Raw genomic sequence first — 16749 nt, 5'->3', positions numbered from 1 at the left:
GATTTGTACAAACACATCATGCTTGGTATGAAGTGACTCCAGCAGGGAACCTTAGTACATGAGGAAACAAATGACATCGCAACTTTTACCAAGAAAGGACAGTTCAGGATGATTCATAGCATGTGGAGACGATGCTTGGCATTCACCGTAATCTTGACATTGCTGCTTCCTTATTCGTCCTCCGCGGAGCCTGCCGCGTCGATTGAGAAGTTTTATCAAATCCCCAAATCAGGCAAGCTGATCGATTTCGTCGGCGACAGCACAACCGAAGCGGCGGATGGACTCTATGACCAGCTGGCCACCATCTATGGAGCGCCTGGAGGCCTATTGGAAGGGGCGCATATCCGCAATCGAGGCTCCAGCGGCAACACGCTGCATCATTTTGTGAACCAAATCGCTTCTCACGGCAACACGCTTGATCGCGTGATTCAAGACCAGGCTGACTTGTATATCGTATCCTATGGGATTAACGACATTAGGGAAAGCAGTCCCGAGCTTATCCAAGCTGATCTGAAGCTCGCCGTGGACAGGCTCTTGAAGGAAACTCGCGGCGTGGTACTGCTTCGAATACCGAATCCGTTCCTGTCCGTGAACCGGTGGAGCTATATCCAGCTGGATAAAATAGAAGAAAAGGCCCAGCTGTACTCTGATCAGCTGTGGAACGTATACCAAAGCTTCCGGAATTATGATCCGCGCGTGGATATACTCGATATCCCGAGCCTTGTATTCGGACGTCAGGTACGGCCGGAGCATCCGTTCATGCAGGATACCATCCATCCGAATGAGGCAGGGTACCGCGCTATTGCTGACGTGGTTGCCAGGAAAATATCCGGTCAGCGTGTCGACACAAATCCGGAGGCTGTAAAATCAAGCAGTGAGAAGAGTGGTCAGCCGCAGCGGCGGGATTAGCTTGGTGCCCGCTTCATACTTATTATAGGCAGCCGTTAAGGAGGCTGCCTATTTTTTTCTGCCTGCAGTGAGGGATTATTACCCACCTTGGAATCTGCAGCTGGAAAAGTAGCAATCCATTAATTGAACTGATAGAATGGGAAAATATAGAAATATTCTTTTCTTTTGATGAGTAAGAACGGAGAAGATGGGTATGAAGACGTATGGAATGGCTGTATTGGCGACGCCTCCAAGAGAGAATCGTTCCGTTCTGCGGATATCTCCCTGACCCCAATCGTCCGTGCTTTTAGAAGATAATTCATACGGCACCTTAAACCATCATGGTTCAAGATGCCGTACAATTAATTATTCACCATAAGCTGTCGGTTCCAGTCTAAAAGCTAGTCCCTGCCAGTGAAAGTCTCCGCGTTCTGCTTTTAGGCGGTTTTCCTCTGCAACTTTCCGGTAAAGCTGCAGAGCAGCGCGATCTTCCAAATGTCCGGTATCCTGGTCCAGATGCTCGGTCAAAAGCTGCCGGCGGAATTTGCGCACCGCTCCCTCATCCCATATCGCCGCGTTCATTTCCGAGTGGCCGAAGAACGAGTTCGAATGCAGGTTGCACGAGCCGATAGTCATCCACACGTCGTCTATCAGCATAACTTTGGCATGAACGTAAATGCTGCTTCGTCCGCCTTGGCCGTCCGGACCGGCAATTCCTGCCAAAGTAAAGTTCTCATAGCGGCCGAGCGCCTCTATAGGCTCGAAAAAACTTTTGCGTTCCGGATTCCTGCGCGCTGCACGAACATGCTCCTCGGGATCGGCAGGAACAAGCAGAACTATGTCGACGCCTCGCTTCAGAGCTTCTTCCAGCCTGGCAGCGATCTCCGGAATGGGAAGCGCCTGGTTCTCGATATAGATGGTGCTGCGAGCGGCATCAATCGCCTTCAGATACTGCTCAGAAACCGAGTGCTCGCCTTCAGCAAGAGGATACGGGTCCCCTCCGGGAGCAGGATGACTGCTGTGATAGCGACCCGCATAAATATTCCGCTGTATTTGTACCGGCGTGCTTCCTCGAGGAGCGGATATTAGAGTTGGAAAGGGCAGCTCATCCTCGCCGGTATGGCCCCAGACCCCATCGGCTTCATGTCTCTCGCTGGATTCGTTCCATCTTTGGACGAAGTTATGGTGAACATCCGTCGCAGACGGTCCCGTCACTTCGACATAAATGTCGTGGCGTTGATTTTCTCCAATATGACCGGGCTCGAAGGTCTTGAAGGTCGGATTAATTCCTCCGACAAAGGCCGTCTCGGATGGCAAGCCTGCATCGATAAGCCAAATTTTTTGATGCTGACAATAGTAACCGTGTGCTCGATCCCAACGAGCGCGAAAACGCGATCCCCGTGACGCCAGCATTTCCCGGTCTGCCTTGGTGCCTGCAAAGGCTTGTCCGTAACCGCTGCTCTCGGGGTTAGGACGCCAGGAGAGAAGCCGGACGTCCAGTCCGCGCGCTGCCGCTCGATCCAGCACATCCAGTATGGTACCGCGGCCATCAGGCATCTGGAAATCCGGCGCCATGAAAGTAACCGAGAGCCAGACACGTTGCTGCGCATTTTCAATAGCCTCACAGATGCGTCTAAAGGTCGGAGCGCTGTCTACTAGCGGATGGACGGCATTCCCGTATCGCACGGGGTAGGAACGGGATTCAAGATAGGGGATATGCGACTGTAAAGTAAGCATAGGGGATCCTCCTTAGCTAAACAAGATAAGGTCATAGTATCATGGCCTTGGCTGGAAAAAGGTTAATATTTTGTAATGCTTGCAGCACAAAAAGCTGACGCCGTTAGTAACGGACGCCAGCTTACTGAGCCTGACCTAGAGCTGCGGATCAGCTCTAAACAAAAGCTTTTTTTACCTGCTGCGATCTTTCCTTTTGATGCTGACTTCACCGACAAACGTTGAGCCCAACAACAAGGCAGCGCCGATCAATTGCAGTACTGACATCTTTTCATCCAAAACTATGGCTGAAATAAACAATGAAGTTAGCGGATCGATATAGCTTAAGATGGCAATGCTTTGCCCTTTGAGACCGCTCATTCCTGTAAAAAACAGGTAGAATCCTATTCCCCCGTGAAGAATCCCCAAAAGCAGCATCAAAAGAACAGAATCTCCATCCAACTGAAATAACGTAAAGCCCCCTGTATAAATAACATAAGGCAATAGCAGGACAAGTGATAATACTAGCTGGATCAAAGTGTTCTCCAACCCATGCAAGTTACGGATAAATTTGTTAACTAGGGTTAGGACGGCGTAAAAGACCGCAGCAATCAGTCCATAGAAGATACCGAGCAGATGATGCTCATCAGCTTCCAGTTCGCCGTTTGGCAAAATGAGATACAAACCGAACAGAGCGGCTGCGACACAACTCACTTTTTGGAATGAAAGCTTTTCTTTCAGTACAAGAGGCGACAGCATGATGACCACAACAGGAGCAAAATAATAGCTTAACGCAGCATTGGCTATGGTCGTTTCCTTGTAGGATTGAAAAAGAAAGATCCAGTTGCCGCATAATGCGAAACTTGCCAAGAAGAGAGCAATGATATTGGATTTGATCCTATTCCAAGAGAATGTATGCTTCGTGCAGATGCTGATGATGAGCAATAGCAAGCCGCCGATAAGACTCATGAATAAAGCTATTTCACTTGAAGCCATATCAATAAACTTAGCAAACACTCCGACTGCACCGAAGATGATCATCGACAATATGAAATACAATTTTTCTTTCATTGGGTTATTCCCGCCTTCTACTTATATGATGTGCTGGCAATGAGATGTTCTCGGCCGCTTGCATGCATACAGTAGAATCTACGGAAAGGACTAGCAAATTGCAGTAAGTACCTTGACAGCAGATTCTACTGTTAAGGCATTACTGGAGGAGCTATAAAGTTAACCATGGTTACCCTCCTAGAAATAAAGTAGGCAAAATGGACTTGGATGTACAAGTTGCAATACATTCTATTATATCCGATAGTATCAACAACTTCTAAATAGATTTTGTACTTACTATAATATTCCAACCATGCCCATGGTATTGCATTGCATGTCCGGCCTAGTCCAATTGGTTGCTTTGACCTAGGTACAAGGAATTATGGAAGCAGATGGAAGAATCTTTTAAAATAAAGATATTGAAACGTGTGGGAGGTTAACAGTGAATTGGAATGAACATCAGAGAATCCAACTGGAGAGCTTAATTGTGGAGCACGGATTCGCCCATGCCTCCCAATATATCATCGAGAATACCCGATCCACCATCCGGTTAACGAAAGACGGGGCTGCAGACTATGTTAGCTCTTGCGAGTCCAGAGTCGGTGGAGACCCTGATTTACCGAGCCAAGTGAAGTGGCCGATGACAAGCGACGGCATCCCTATGACATTTCTTGCTCAACTCCATTTGAGAGAAGTAACCGATTATGACGAATCATCGCCGCTTCCGGCTAACGGAATGCTCTATTTTTTTGTAGGAATAGACGAGCCGGCTTACAATATCGAACACCGTGTGTTAGTTGTGCCTGAGGATCAGCTCGGTTCTGCCGAGCGGCGGATTTCACCGGAAGTGACGGCCTTGGAGGGTTCGTATAACGGATTCAGGGTTATCGCCAGTCCTTCACTTGAACCGCCTAACTATGCTTATGTCGATTATGAACAGATCGAGAATGAGACGGTGGGCTACGAAGAGTACGAGGATTTGAGCTTTGCGATCAGCGGAGCCGGAAAAGGTGAGGTTGCCCGATTATTCGGTTATCCTATGGGTCAACATGACGATAGTGAATACGAGGCGGCCCTGATGCTATTGACAGGCGCCAACTACAGCTATAGCAAAACCGAGGCGCTGAAACATCTCATCGCTCATTTTGCCGGAGATGAGACTAAAGCCAAACAAGAAATTCAAGATACACTGATGCTTCTGGAGCTTGAGTCGGATCAGGAGATAGGGTTTTGCTGGTGGGATGCCGGGGTACTGCAATTTTTCATTCGCAAGGAGGATTTGCTGGCAGGACGGTTTGACCGCACATATTGCTCGCTTTACTCAAGCTGAGCGTGAGCAGGCAGATTAGGATAAGAGCAGATGAGGAGCTTGGAGAGACATGGAGGAATTGCTTCAGGAAGAAAAAGATTTCGGCTTTGCAAGAGTGTATGCCGTCGAATTGAAATATAGGCAGCAGCCGCAGCTCGATCGGAATGCCTTGTATCAAAAGATGGAGCTGTACACAGGGAAACTAGGGAAGCAGGAAGAGCGGCAAGTTGATGAAGCGGGACTTGCGGTATGGGAGTCCAATGACGCGGATCAGGATAATCTGCTGCACTTCTTTCATTTGAATTATATGGTAACCTATGCGGAAGGAGAAATGCCCGCACAAACCAGCTTAATGAACATCGAGCATCGTCAGGCTAGTGAGTATGGTACAGCAATTCAGCAAGCCTGGCATTGGCAGGAAGCGGAGGAGACGTTGAATGAGTGCAGCCATTCGCTGCTGTTAGTCGACATGATGGCTTCAGGGCTTGAGCCGCAATCCAGATTGCAGTTGTTCACCGGCGCGCTTCGGGCGGTTCTGGAGGCAGCTCCGTGCGATGCAATCTATTTTCGGGAGAGCGATAAGCTGGTCGAGCCTAAAGAGTATTTGGCTCAAATCGATGAAGGGGCTATCCTGTATGGTGCCATGAACGTCCGTTTCTATAATGTCGAAGGAACGGGAAGCGGCCGGCGGGAAGGCTTAATGGATTCCATCGGGCTCGCGGCACTCGGCATACCGGACGTCCAGTGTCATTTCTATGATCTTGAGCCTAACGAGATGGTCGGACCATTAACGGATATCGCTTACTATTTGTTCCGACAAGGGGATGTGATCGCTGATGGCGAGACCGTCGGATTTACAGAAGATATGCGTTGGCGCTGCGAGCATCAATACGCATTGGCGGCTCCGCGCCGCGTTGTGATCGATATCGATCCGGGTGAGCTTAATTACGCAGGAAAACAAGGATAAGCGAGAATGGGCAGGATGCTATAAAAAAGGAACAACGGGTGATCCCGTTGTTCCTTTTTTGTGCTGCATGAGCCTTATCTCAGCTTTAGTATGTAGTCATCCAGATCGGCGGTTAGAGAGTTGGGGCTGTAAGGAAGCTGCTGAAGGACAAGATGCGCGTTATAGACGGCTTTCTTATCGGCTTGATGCAGCGTCATGATGTACGGCTGATTGTCCGATAACGGATATAGATCTGCTGCTAGCAAACGGATACGCTGCATTCTTTCGGCGATGGCTTGGATGATACTAGGATCATGAATAACGAGTGGCTTTCCTACTTTAAATTCCAATTCTATTGTATCGATGCGGGCTAAGTCAACATCCAGTATGGTGCCCAAGGGGATTCCTTCTTCGCCAGGCTTTGCTTCATCAACAATAGCGATCTCGTAACCGGTTGTCTGTCCTGGATAAGTTAACAATGTAAACTTCGCAGTCCAAACTTCTACGGTCTGACCCGTCTTAAGATCATGCAAGCTGAGCTGCGAATCATGCCCGGTTCTGTGGACGCTCGTATCGGCGACAAGCCGAATCCAGCTAGCCTTAGGAGAAGAAATTTCCAATCCGGTCCTTTTATCGTAATTAACTACCAGCACACGGTTTCCCGCTGCATCAATCGAGACAATGTTTCCTCTTAGATCCGCCTTGTCAGCAAGGGCATACGTTGTAATTGAAAGGGGGAAAGAGCCTCCGAGCTCTTTGAATATTTCGTTCTTCAGCGCTTCCGTTTCCTGATCGTTCAATTCATCGCGGTGCCGGTAAAGCTTGCGCACTTCAAATCGGGCGATCCCATTTTCGATATGAAATGAAACGGGCTCCAATGAACCCCTGGCAAGTATAGGCTCAAGATCACGTATGCTGGAACTGAGTTTGTTCTGAAGGATCGAAGCTGAGGGCGTAAAAGCCGCAACGGCATCCTTACTCTCGTAATGCTCAGCTGCTTCAGTCGGGGAAATCCATTTGTCCCCCAGGTAGGTTTGTATGAGGTACCACATTCGGCAATGATCTGTAGCTGCTTGGGCGGGATCCGATTGTACCTTATTGCAAGTAAAAAGCTGGCCGATAGCCGTTACTTTCTGTGGAGAGAGCTTTCCTCCGGTGGTTTGATCCTCTGCCGGGAAATTGTAAAGGTCTTCTATCTCGTTAAAAATAACTTCAAAAAAGACGGGATGATACTCCTGTTTTACGACGGAAGGCCCGTTTCGTATCCATTTGTAGCCTAGCCAGGTTTTTACGAGATACCACTCCTTATCGGAGGGATTCATTGAGAGCAACTGCCCCTCGCTTGGTGTAACTACTTGAACGGATTGAAACGCCGATATAACGGCAGCAGGCTTGTTGTCTTCGGTCTTTTCATCATAAAAAGGAGTATCGGCCAGCAAGGTCAGCTTGCCTTGCTGTTCGCTCCAACTCCCGTCTGCTTGTGCTTCTGTATTGTAAACAATGGACATGATCAAAACAGCAATAAACATTGTCATCATAATGCAATAGGGCTGCATGAATGCATTAGATTTTGGCAACAATTACCACTCCTTTCCAATCCATTAGACACCTGACAGAAGAAAAAGTTGCGTTGTTTATGGAAGGAAGAACTGGTTGGCCGTATGAATTCGGGCAGGATTACTTACCGGATCGCAGCAAAGGAAAATATTTACAAAAGAACATATGTACGGTATTATTAATGAGCAATCATCAATCATGTTTGGAGGGTGGCAATATGTCAACGGAACAAACAGAACAAGTACTTGCTGCAGCTTTGGAGAAACCGATTTTTTCGATCGATCACGTACAAATACCGATAGCAGGCAATCTCCTTGAAGCAGCTGAGTGGTATAAGAAGATCCTTGGCGTCGAGGGTAAGCTGCCTAAATTGGAAGCGGATGCATGGTTTGCCGGTGTGGGCCGAGGGAACATCATGCTATGGAAAACAAACGATGTCACATCAAAAGCCAATTTCATGAAGAATGAGGAAGAAATGCCTGTTATTATGTTTAAAACGTTTCAAATTGACTCCATTCATGAGAAGCTGCTGGAAGAAGGAGCCAGAATCGTCAAATTTGTTCCCGCAAAGGAGGATCCTAAAGGGCACTGGAGATTTTTGAAGTTTTATGATCCTTGGGGGAATATGCTGGGCTTCATTCAAGACCCGCCGGATGTTCCATGGTATGGTACGAGGTAGCGATGGATGGCTACAACGGCTTTTTACGACTCCTTACCTATAGAGGTACAAACCTATGCAAGAGAAGCGGCAGTGACAGTCATTAAGAACAAAGTCAGGGCATCGGTATATCTCATTGAAAAGAATGACTACCATTGTTATCTGAAGATTACGCCTAAGGGACATTTGCAAAATGAGGTCCTGATGACGGAATATTTGCATCAATATGGGATCTGTCCAACAGTAATACTTTACATTTCCGATGATTCAAAGGATTATTTACTTACAGAGCGAGTTACAGGCAGCGATGCAACAAGTGATGAGTATCTTGCACAGCCGGATCGATTAGTCAGAGTATTTGCCGAAAGTCTTGCCCATTTCCATCATGTCCGGTATTCGGATTGTCCGATTAGTAACGATCTTGAGAAAATGGTTATGCGCGCAGAGGGAAATTATCGCAAGGGTAGAGTGGAAAGCAGTCTTCTTCAATATGTGGGCTATACGAATATTGAAGCCGCTTACGCGGATTTGGTTTCTTTATTCAATAATGCCAGTGAAGATAATACAATCATCCATGGCGATTATTGCTTGCCGAATGTCATTTTGCATGATTTTCGATTAAGCGGATTTATTGATGTGGGGTATGGTGGTATAGGTGATCGCCATTATGATATTTTTTGGGGTCTTTGGTCACTGGAATTTAATTTAAAATGCGGCAGCTATGCCGAAACATTCCTTCAATCCTATGGAAAACAATGGATTGATCATGAGAGGCTTCGTCTTTGCGGACTTCTATCTGCCTTCAATGGCTATAGAGGAATGGATTATTATTCACTGCCACAATAGCTAGTTGAATTGAATACGTAACGGTGTCGGCTTATCTAAGCCGGCTTTTTTTATTGCCATCCAAAATCGAACAACCAGCGTAAGGATTACTGTTCTTCCACTGACTGTGACCGGTTTTACATAAAACCATGCTGTATTGTGTAAACAACGGTAATAATAATGGCGGTGCCGTCAAAAGAGAGCAAACCACTTGGGATATGCCGTTTTATGACAGAATGCAGCTTAACTTGGAGCGGAAGGAAGCTATCGCGCGTGAAGCGGTGCTTCTTCTGGAGGAGGGCGACAGTGTCTTCATCGACGGAAATACGTCGGGGCTCGTGCTCTCCAGATATATACCTGTTGATAAGAACCTTACTATCGTTACGAATTCCTCATTGGTCACATTAAACCTGATCCAGAAGAAAGGGAAGATCAAGGTCTATATGGTCGGGGGAGAAGTGGATGAGGACGGCATGACGTTCGGATATAAATTACACTGTGAGCTCCGTCAATATCGCTTTGACAAAGCGATTTTCTCCTGTATGGGATTCGGTCCGGAAGGCATCGCTGAACCGGATTCATACGCTTGTAACGGACGAAGATACTCCGCCCGATCTTCGTGACAGCCTGCGGGATGCGATTCGCCGCCTGATTATTTGCAAGACCGAAGCGAGGGATGAATCCGACGAGATTTGATTTTGTCTCCAACAGAGAGCCTCTAGCAGCAAGGAATGTATAGAGTACGAGTTTCGCATGGAGCAGCTATCGGTTACGTTTTGGAAACTAGCGTACCTTTTTTTCATTTCTTGTTGGGCCTGCAGTACACCCGTATAATGAAGTAGAGTCATCCAAACCTCGATACGAAGGAGAATGCCACTAATGAAATATCGCAGACTGGGAAAAACAGAGATGAAAGTTTCCGTAGTTGGAGTAGGCACATGGCAATTTGGCGGAGCTTGGGGTAAGGATTTTACGCAGGATGAAGTGGATGCCATTCTGGATACGGCTTCCGAGGTCGGCATTAATCTTATCGATACGGCAGAGTGCTACGGTCATCATCTCTCGGAAAGCTTTATCGGCGATTATATAGCCCGCAGAAACAGCAGAGCGAATTGGGTGCTTGCTACGAAGTTCGGGCATAACCATGCGGACCGGAACAATGCAGCTAAGAATTATTGGTCGGCCGAAGAGGTGCTTCTTCAGCTGGAAGCATCGCTCAACTCTTTGAAAACCGATTATATTGACTTATATCAATTCCATTCAGGCCCGGATGAAGTATTCGATAACGATGATTTGTGGACGATGCTGGACAAGCAAGTTCAAGCCGGTAAAATTAGAAATCTCGGTATTTCTATCGGCAGCAATGATAATCTGCACCAAACGGATGCGGCCTCCAAAGTGAATGCCAAAGCGATTCAAGTTGTCTATAACCGTCTTGATCAAACGCCGGAAAACCGGGTATTCCCTTCTTGTGAGCGTCAGGACCTCGGCGTTCTTGCCCGCGTCCCTCTGGCTAGCGGATACTTATCCGGCAAATATAAGCCCGGCGCTGAATTTGCGGACAATGACGTCCGTTCGAGGCATGACAAAGAGCAAACGGCCATCAAACTGCAAAAGGTTCTGGAAATTCAGAATCACGAGCTGCCGGCCGGCGTCAATATGGCCACATGGGCGCTCGCATGGTGTCTTAAGCATCAGGCTGTTACCAGCGTAATTCCCGGCTGCAAAAGCCCTGAGCAGGTCATAGCCAATGCCGCTGCGGCGGATCTTGATTTGGTAAGTGAGGATCACCCGTCCGCGTGGAAAGAAACGAAACCGGTTTAAGAAACCAATCGCATAGAGCAAATATGATTCTCGTGAAGAGGTGAGAGTAGATGCAATACCGGGTGCTTGGCAACACAGGCTTGAAGGTGCCGGAGGTCAGCTTGGGATGCATGGCCTTCGGAAGATGGATCGATAAGGACCAATCCTTTCGGGTTATGGATATGGCATTGGAGCAGGGCATGACTTTATTCGATACGGCAGATGTGTACGGTCGTGGGATGGACAACGGCGATCCAACCCAATCCGGGGAATCCGAGGCTATTATCGGGGAATGGTTGAAGGGGAAGCGGGATCGCATTATCCTCGCTACCAAAGTCCATGGCAGAGTAGGGACGGACATCAACGACGGCGGTCAAAGCCGGTATCATATCATGAAGGCAGTAGAGAGCTCTTTGCGCCGATTACAGACCGATCATATCGACCTGTATCAGGTCCATCGCTTTGACGAGAATACACCGCTGGAAGAAACGCTTGATGCGTTGAACGATCTGGTCCACCAAGGGAAAGTCCGGTACATCGGCTGTTCCAACTATGCTGCGTGGCAAATCGCCAAGGCCCATGGGGTAAGTGCGCAGAACAAGCTTCGCCGTTTTGAAAGCGTGCAGCCGCAGTACAGCATATTGGCCCGTGAAATCGAGAATGAGCTGCTTCCTTTTTGTGCAAGTGAAAAAGTCGGCGTAATTGTCTACAGTCCGCTAGGACGCGGGTTGCTAACAGGGAAGTACCGTCCGGGCGAAAAGCCCCCTGAAGGCTCGCGCGGAGAACAAGGAGAGAAGCGGCTGCAGCTGCTTATGGAAGAGGAAGGTACATTCGATATCATATCCAGCCTTCAGAAGCTGGCTGACGAACGAGGCTGGACATTGGCTCAATTCGCCCTTGCTTGGGTGCTGAGCAATCCGGTTATTACCTCAGCGATTATGGGGGTATCCCGGCCGGAACAAATCGTCGACGCATTGCAGCATTTGCCTGAGCGATTGACGGTGGAAGAGCTGAAGGCGGTAGACCAAATCAGCCGAAACAGAAAGTAATTGGAATATCTATCATGTTAGTGGACGATTGCGGCATATCATGGGGATATACCTACCTGTAGAGGAGCTGCATTTCCATGCCAATCTCACCAGGCACCCATTTGCTGTATACCGTTCACCAGGGGGACACCTTGTCTTCGATCGCCAATCAATTGGGTACCAATGTTCAGGCGCTAATACAGAGCAATGCGCTGTATCCGCCCGTCGCAGATCCCAATCGAATTTTTCCCGGTCAAGTACTGCTCGCGAGATTGCCGGGAATGGCAGAACAGAGCTCTGTCTTGTATCAGGTTCAGCCCGGAGATACGCTGTATTCGATCGCCGGACGCTTCTCGTTAAGTGTTGATATGTTGGCCGGACTCAACGACATTCAGCAGCAGGATATTATCCGAGTAGCTCAATTGCTAAATGTTGCCTCATTCGTTTACGAGGTAGTGCAGGGAGATACACTGTACCGGATTTCCCGACGATTTGGAGTTTCGATGAACGAGCTGCTGCAAGCGAACCGAAACCGTACGGGACTGTCGCCCGATGTCATTTATCACGGGTTCCACTTGGTCATCCCGCTGCCGTCTTCGGCGAATATTGTAGTGTACCAGCCGTACCCCGGAACGAGGGTTGCATCCGGACAGCATTTGACGGGAAGTGCCCGTGCCTTCGAAGCGACGATAAATTACCAAATTCGCGACGCGATGGAGCGTATCGTCACTCATGAACGTGCGGCGACGGCTTCACAAGGCGCTCCGGCTTTCGGATTATTCGATGTGCAGCTCACCTTCGATCAATCTCCCTCCACTCAAACAGGGATATTGATGGTTTACACTCGCAGTGCTAAAGACGGCAGCATTCAGGATTTGGTGGAGGTGCCCATCATTTTCTATTGATTGTTGCATCTAATACAGATACAATTGGAATATCCTTCAAAATGAGGTGAAATGGATGCTAATCCGAATCGTTCGAAGTAACTAGTTTTCGGGCCGGGGTACAACGCGTACCGGCTATCAAGGGGGTTCTCTGCCCTGTTGAGCATACGAAAGCTATACCTTTGAACGGTGTCGTTCGGCATTCATCTCGATAAAGCCAAGGACACTGGTTTGTCTGAGCAAGGATTAGTGGGACTTCCCATTGGTTCTGTTTAGCCATAACTGGCGTAATCCTTGGCTTTTTTATTATCTCTTTGGAGGCAGAATTACCATGTTAAAACAATGCTTTTTCCTATATAAACGGATGATATTTTTATATGTTGTGATGGGATTTTTGGCGCAATTTTGCACCACTTATGGAATTAAATTATTTCAAGAGATTGTAGATAAAGTGCCTGCAGCCAACGATTTGAATGAGGTTGCTTCCCTTGTCATGCTATACGGCGCTTTGCTGGCAGGGGCTGCGGCACTCCATTATTTGACGAATTATCCCGATACGTATTTATCCAATAGCATAGCGGAAAAGGTAAAGATCATGGCACTCGCCAAAGTGTCCAGGATGGATTATTCCACCTACCAGCGTATAGGCACAGGTGAAATGATTAAAATCATCGAAAACGGCGCATCGGCCGGAACGAGTATCATTCATTCGTTTTACTTGAGAATATTTCATGAGCTGCTCCCGACCCTCGTCTTTAGCTTAGTGTTCATAAGCCTGTATAACAGGAACATCATGCTGGTCATTGCAGCCGGTTACGTAGTGATCTTCTTTATCAATCATATCCTTCTCCGATGGCTGTACCGGATCAAATCCTCGCTGCTTACAAGTCAAGAGCAAATGGGCAAATTCGCTATCCGCGGATTCATGGAGCTAGTTGTCTTCAGGATCAACAAGAGGTATGAGAAGGAAATCGAGCGGCTTCACAATACTGCGGGTGATATCGTCATGAAAAGTACGCAGATTAAAATGATCCATGAATCGTTTTTTGCCATATTCGCGCTGTTAGTCCATATGATTAAGGTTGTCGTTTTGATTTATGGGATCCGGCAGATTACGTCGGGTGAGTCCTCCATAGGCGTCATTATCGCGCTAATCCTGTTTATTGATCAAGTGTACACTCCTGTCGCCATTTTTAATGTGCTTTACGTGGATTACAAGCTGAATCGGGTAACCTACACCCGGCTCGAGGAGTTTGTAAATGCCCGGGAAGACCATAACCTTGAAGCAGGAAGAGAAGTGAAGGCGCTTAAAGGAAGCATCGAGTTTAGAAATGTAGCTTTTGATTATGGGGATTCCAAATTGCTAAGCGGAATTACTTTTTCCATTAAGCAGGGGAGCTCCGTCGCCATTGTCGGGCTAAGCGGAAGCGGTAAATCGACGATAGTCAAATTAATGCTGGGGCTGTTGAAGAAGAAAGCCGGCAGCATTACGTGGGATGGCATTGAAATGGATGAGCTTAAGCTGAACAGTCTATACGATCATGTATCGTATATTTCCCAAGAAGCGCCTATCTTTGACACGACGTTACGGGAAAATATTGTCTTTGATAACGAGGTTCCGGACGAACGTGTATATGAAATTCTGGATCTGGTTCATTTGAAGGAAAAAGTGTTGAGCTTTCCTGATGGACTGAATACTACCGTCGGTGAGAGAGGAATGAAGCTCTCCGGAGGCGAGAGGCAGCGGTTGGCCTTCGGCCGAATCATTGCACAGCAAAGGAATGTGGTTATGCTTGATGAACCGGTCTCAGCCTTGGATAACATTACGGAGAAGGGGATCATGGACGGCATCTTGACCATGTTTAGCGGCAAGACGCTTATCATAGTCGCGCATAGGCTTCAATTCATCCAAGAGGTGGATAAGATACTGCTGGTAAAAGACGGGGAGATCGTCGGTGACGGTGACTTCGATGATTTAATCCGGAACAGCGCCTACTTTCAAGAATTATGGCATAAAGAGCTGCGAAATGAATCCGATTCGATAGCACTGTCTTACAGAGGTTGCAAATGAACAAAAGCGCTTGCCTTACGGCAGGCGCCTGTTCGATTTAACTAAAATTACCAACTGCTCTTAGTACAGTGTAGGAATTGGCGGACAGGAAACAGCACGTATGAATCGAGGATCAATCCCGTAGTAATACCAGAACGATCCGCTCCAGCGATAGCCTGACACTTCTCCGTACTCAACACTGGTTGGATAATACCAGAAGCTTTCTCCGTTCCATAACCATACATAAGTATAATTATACAAGCAATCTATGAGGTATGATTCGCCTGTAAACGGAGGTGTGAAATCGGGAGGAGGAGGCAGCGCTTCTGCGGGTGATCCTGATGGTAGCAAATAGGCCATGGATAATCACTCCTTAAGATCATAATTATAGTGGATAAACGCCGGTTCGTTCTTGCTGACCTTACGCCAGCAAAACAATGACAAGCAGCTCGAAGAGCACCAAGGTAAGGATAGCCTCATCGCTTGGGCCGCCAAAGAACGGACCAGGTCCAAAAAAACCGCGATGTCCCGGGGTGTGGGAAGCCCTTAGGTAAACATGATTCTTGTCTGTATGAACAATAACGCCTTCGTAGGTATTCCCGTCCAAGGTTTGAACTCGAACTAGCCTATTTACATTTGTACTGAAAATATGATGCATGCGATCTCGAACCGATCTTAAGGTGGTTGCAACGTTAGGATCGGCTTGATATAGAACTTGCTGCTGCATTGCCGGGTATTGCATACTCATTATCATAACCTCCGTAAGGTTCCAAAATGATTTCTTTTCACAATATGCGGATGCCTAGTCTAGGGTTCATTATTCTTCATGCAGAATGAATTAGCAGCGAAAGTCCAATGAATGGTAAAATGGGAATCGGAAAAGTAGAGGAGGGATAGCTTAGATGAAGTTTATTGACTTAAGTGTGCCGGTCAGCCCGCGAATCCGCGAGCCGCTTCCTGCAAAGATCGAATATGCTACACATGAGGATGGGGCGCTGCAAGCCGCAGCGGTGCTTGGTCTTGAGCCGGAAGATTTCCCGGAGGGTAAGGCATGGGCTACGGAAACGGTGACGCTGAATACGCATGCCGGAACGCATATCGATGCGCCTTGGCACTACTGGCCGACTTCGGAAGGGAAGCAAGCCAGAACGATCGACGAGCTGCCGCTCGAATGGTTTTATTCCGACGGTGTCGTGCTTGATTTCAGCATGAAGCCGCCGGGATATGAGATTAGTGCGGCAGATTTGATTGCCGAGCTTGACCGGATTCAGTATACGCTGAAGCCCTTTGATATTGTCTTGATCCGAAGCGATGCAGACAAGAAGCTGTATCAAGACCATTATGCCTTCCTTCATGCCGGGGTTTCTTCAGAAGCTACACTATGGCTGCTGGATCAAGGCATTAAGGTAGTAGGAACCGACGGCTGGGGCTGGGATATTCCGCTTAATCTTCAGGCTGAAGCTTACAAAGCACAGCCAAGACCGGGTGTTCTGTGGGCGGCTCATTATGTGGGGAAGGACCGAGAATACTGCCAGATTGAGAAGCTGGCTAATTTGGATAAGCTTCCAAAGCCGTTCGGGTTTAAAATTTGCTGTTTTCCAATTAAAGTGGAAAAAGCAAGTGCCGGCTGGGCTCGTCCTGTTGCCATCGTGGAAGATGGAACGGAGTGATCATCCTGAAATTTTTAAATAATGGATATCTGAATGGCCTCTATGCCGTTTTATTAGCAGCCGTATCTGTCTTCACTGGAGAGATTGTGACTTTTATTATGCTTGGATTTGTATTCATGGCCTTATTGAATATCAACTCTACCCTGCAAAAAATATTAAAAAAGATGGATTCCAAACCGGACGATCCTGCCTCAGATAAACAGACTTTGTGATACCGACGTCGGATAAACAGCTGCATAGTATGGAATCGCATGACAGGGCTACCGTGAAACGGTAGCCTTGTTTGCGTTTAACATGGGCTTAGAAGAATGTGCAAAAATAGCAAAGTTTGATTAAGCGAACAAAAATGGATGTAGAGGGGAGGGTTA

The 16749-nt window shown here is 47.6% G+C and carries 16 protein-coding genes; 12 read left to right on the top strand and 4 right to left on the bottom strand.

What is annotated here, in order from left to right; genetic code table 11:
* Positions 1-120: 120 nt before the first annotated feature.
* A complete protein-coding gene (locus DVH26_RS23100) occupies positions 121-909 on the top strand; it encodes an SGNH/GDSL hydrolase family protein (RefSeq protein WP_239625867.1) in 789 nt (262 codons plus the stop codon).
* 345 nt (positions 910-1254) lie between these two features.
* Here the strand turns inward: DVH26_RS23100 and DVH26_RS23095 are convergent, their stop codons facing one another.
* Positions 1255-2625, bottom strand: coding sequence for a phospholipase D-like domain-containing protein (locus DVH26_RS23095; protein ID WP_239625865.1), 1371 nt, complete (start codon positions 2623-2625; stop codon positions 1255-1257).
* Between the two features lie 171 nt (positions 2626-2796).
* On the bottom strand, positions 2797-3672 hold the full coding sequence (locus tag DVH26_RS23090; RefSeq protein WP_239625863.1) for a DMT family transporter: 876 nt from the start codon (positions 3670-3672) through the stop codon (positions 2797-2799).
* Positions 3673-4093: 421 nt separating this feature from the next.
* On the opposite strand from DVH26_RS23090, the gene DVH26_RS23085 reads away from it, so the two are divergent.
* Both DVH26_RS23085 and DVH26_RS23080 read left to right on the top strand, forming a co-directional pair.
* The gene (locus tag DVH26_RS23085) at positions 4094-4981 is read left to right on the top strand and encodes a YwqG family protein (protein ID WP_239625861.1); all 888 of its coding nucleotides are present in this window, start codon (positions 4094-4096) and stop codon (positions 4979-4981) included.
* A gap of 49 nt (positions 4982-5030) precedes the next feature.
* Positions 5031-5927 carry a DUF4261 domain-containing protein gene (locus tag DVH26_RS23080; protein ID WP_239625859.1) on the top strand — a complete coding sequence of 299 codons (897 nt, stop codon included), beginning with the start codon at positions 5031-5033 and terminating at the stop codon, positions 5925-5927.
* Between the two features lie 74 nt (positions 5928-6001).
* Here the strand turns inward: DVH26_RS23080 and DVH26_RS23075 are convergent, their stop codons facing one another.
* A complete protein-coding gene (locus tag DVH26_RS23075) occupies positions 6002-7444 on the bottom strand; it encodes a YobA family protein (RefSeq protein WP_239625857.1) in 1443 nt (480 codons plus the stop codon).
* 32 nt (positions 7445-7476) lie between these two features.
* Here DVH26_RS23075 and DVH26_RS23070 point away from each other — a divergent pair, with 32 nt between their 5' ends.
* From DVH26_RS23070 to DVH26_RS23040, 7 genes are all read left to right on the top strand, one after another.
* Positions 7477-8142 (top strand): VOC family protein, encoded by a 666-nt coding sequence (locus DVH26_RS23070; protein ID WP_239625855.1) that lies wholly within the window; start codon positions 7477-7479, stop codon positions 8140-8142.
* Positions 8143-8148: 6 nt separating this feature from the next.
* A complete protein-coding gene (locus DVH26_RS23065; RefSeq protein ID WP_239625853.1) occupies positions 8149-8967 on the top strand; it encodes an aminoglycoside 3'-phosphotransferase in 819 nt (272 codons plus the stop codon).
* A 128-nt stretch (positions 8968-9095) separates the two neighbouring features.
* On the top strand, positions 9096-9569 hold the full coding sequence (locus DVH26_RS23060; RefSeq protein WP_239625851.1) for a DeoR/GlpR family DNA-binding transcription regulator: 474 nt from the start codon (positions 9096-9098) through the stop codon (positions 9567-9569).
* A 256-nt stretch (positions 9570-9825) separates the two neighbouring features.
* Complete coding sequence (locus DVH26_RS23055) at positions 9826-10770, top strand: aldo/keto reductase (RefSeq protein WP_239625849.1); 945 nt, start codon at positions 9826-9828, stop codon at positions 10768-10770.
* Between the two features lie 50 nt (positions 10771-10820).
* On the top strand, positions 10821-11798 hold the full coding sequence (locus tag DVH26_RS23050) for an aldo/keto reductase (protein WP_239625847.1): 978 nt from the start codon (positions 10821-10823) through the stop codon (positions 11796-11798).
* Positions 11799-11875: 77 nt separating this feature from the next.
* Positions 11876-12682, top strand: coding sequence for a LysM peptidoglycan-binding domain-containing protein (locus DVH26_RS23045; protein ID WP_239625845.1), 807 nt, complete (start codon positions 11876-11878; stop codon positions 12680-12682).
* A 310-nt stretch (positions 12683-12992) separates the two neighbouring features.
* Complete coding sequence (locus DVH26_RS23040; protein WP_239625843.1) at positions 12993-14732, top strand: ABC transporter ATP-binding protein; 1740 nt, start codon at positions 12993-12995, stop codon at positions 14730-14732.
* Between the two features lie 400 nt (positions 14733-15132).
* On the opposite strand, the gene DVH26_RS23035 is transcribed toward DVH26_RS23040, so the two are convergent.
* Complete coding sequence (locus tag DVH26_RS23035) at positions 15133-15459, bottom strand: hypothetical protein (RefSeq protein WP_239625841.1); 327 nt, start codon at positions 15457-15459, stop codon at positions 15133-15135.
* A 154-nt stretch (positions 15460-15613) separates the two neighbouring features.
* On the opposite strand from DVH26_RS23035, the gene DVH26_RS23030 reads away from it, so the two are divergent.
* The gene (locus tag DVH26_RS23030; protein ID WP_239625839.1) at positions 15614-16381 is read left to right on the top strand and encodes a cyclase family protein; all 768 of its coding nucleotides are present in this window, start codon (positions 15614-15616) and stop codon (positions 16379-16381) included.
* Positions 16378-16593, top strand: a complete 216-nt coding sequence (locus DVH26_RS23025; RefSeq protein WP_345774011.1) for a hypothetical protein — start codon at positions 16378-16380, stop codon at positions 16591-16593. The genes DVH26_RS23030 and DVH26_RS23025 overlap by 4 nt, the downstream gene beginning before the upstream one ends.
* Positions 16594-16749 lie beyond the last annotated feature (156 nt).

It is taken from the genome of Paenibacillus sp. H1-7 (genome assembly GCF_022354825.1).
GTDB lineage: Bacteria > Bacillota > Bacilli > Paenibacillales > NBRC-103111 > Paenibacillus_S.
The sequence above is the reverse complement of the archived record's forward strand: the minus strand, read 5'-3'. Positions and strand labels throughout refer to the sequence as shown.

What these genes read in the sequence shown, in the direction of transcription:
- DVH26_RS23075 (WP_239625857.1), bottom strand. Translation starts at nt 7,444, where the DNA reads ATGATGACAATGTTTATTGCTGTTTTGATCATGTCCATTGTTTACAAT.
- DVH26_RS23100 (WP_239625867.1), top strand. Translation starts at nt 121, where the DNA reads ATGTGGAGACGATGCTTGGCATTCACCGTAATCTTGACATTGCTGCTT.
- DVH26_RS23050 (WP_239625847.1), top strand. Translation starts at nt 10,821, where the DNA reads ATGCAATACCGGGTGCTTGGCAACACAGGCTTGAAGGTGCCGGAGGTC.
- DVH26_RS23060 (WP_239625851.1), top strand. Translation starts at nt 9,096, where the DNA reads ATGCTGTATTGTGTAAACAACGGTAATAATAATGGCGGTGCCGTCAAA.
- DVH26_RS23080 (WP_239625859.1), top strand. Translation starts at nt 5,031, where the DNA reads ATGGAGGAATTGCTTCAGGAAGAAAAAGATTTCGGCTTTGCAAGAGTG.
- DVH26_RS23045 (WP_239625845.1), top strand. Translation starts at nt 11,876, where the DNA reads ATGCCAATCTCACCAGGCACCCATTTGCTGTATACCGTTCACCAGGGG.
- DVH26_RS23095 (WP_239625865.1), bottom strand. Translation starts at nt 2,625, where the DNA reads ATGCTTACTTTACAGTCGCATATCCCCTATCTTGAATCCCGTTCCTAC.
- DVH26_RS23090 (WP_239625863.1), bottom strand. Translation starts at nt 3,672, where the DNA reads ATGAAAGAAAAATTGTATTTCATATTGTCGATGATCATCTTCGGTGCA.
- DVH26_RS23035 (WP_239625841.1), bottom strand. Translation starts at nt 15,459, where the DNA reads ATGAGTATGCAATACCCGGCAATGCAGCAGCAAGTTCTATATCAAGCC.
- DVH26_RS23065 (WP_239625853.1), top strand. Translation starts at nt 8,149, where the DNA reads ATGGCTACAACGGCTTTTTACGACTCCTTACCTATAGAGGTACAAACC.
- DVH26_RS23055 (WP_239625849.1), top strand. Translation starts at nt 9,826, where the DNA reads ATGAAATATCGCAGACTGGGAAAAACAGAGATGAAAGTTTCCGTAGTT.
- DVH26_RS23030 (WP_239625839.1), top strand. Translation starts at nt 15,614, where the DNA reads ATGAAGTTTATTGACTTAAGTGTGCCGGTCAGCCCGCGAATCCGCGAG.
- DVH26_RS23040 (WP_239625843.1), top strand. Translation starts at nt 12,993, where the DNA reads ATGTTAAAACAATGCTTTTTCCTATATAAACGGATGATATTTTTATAT.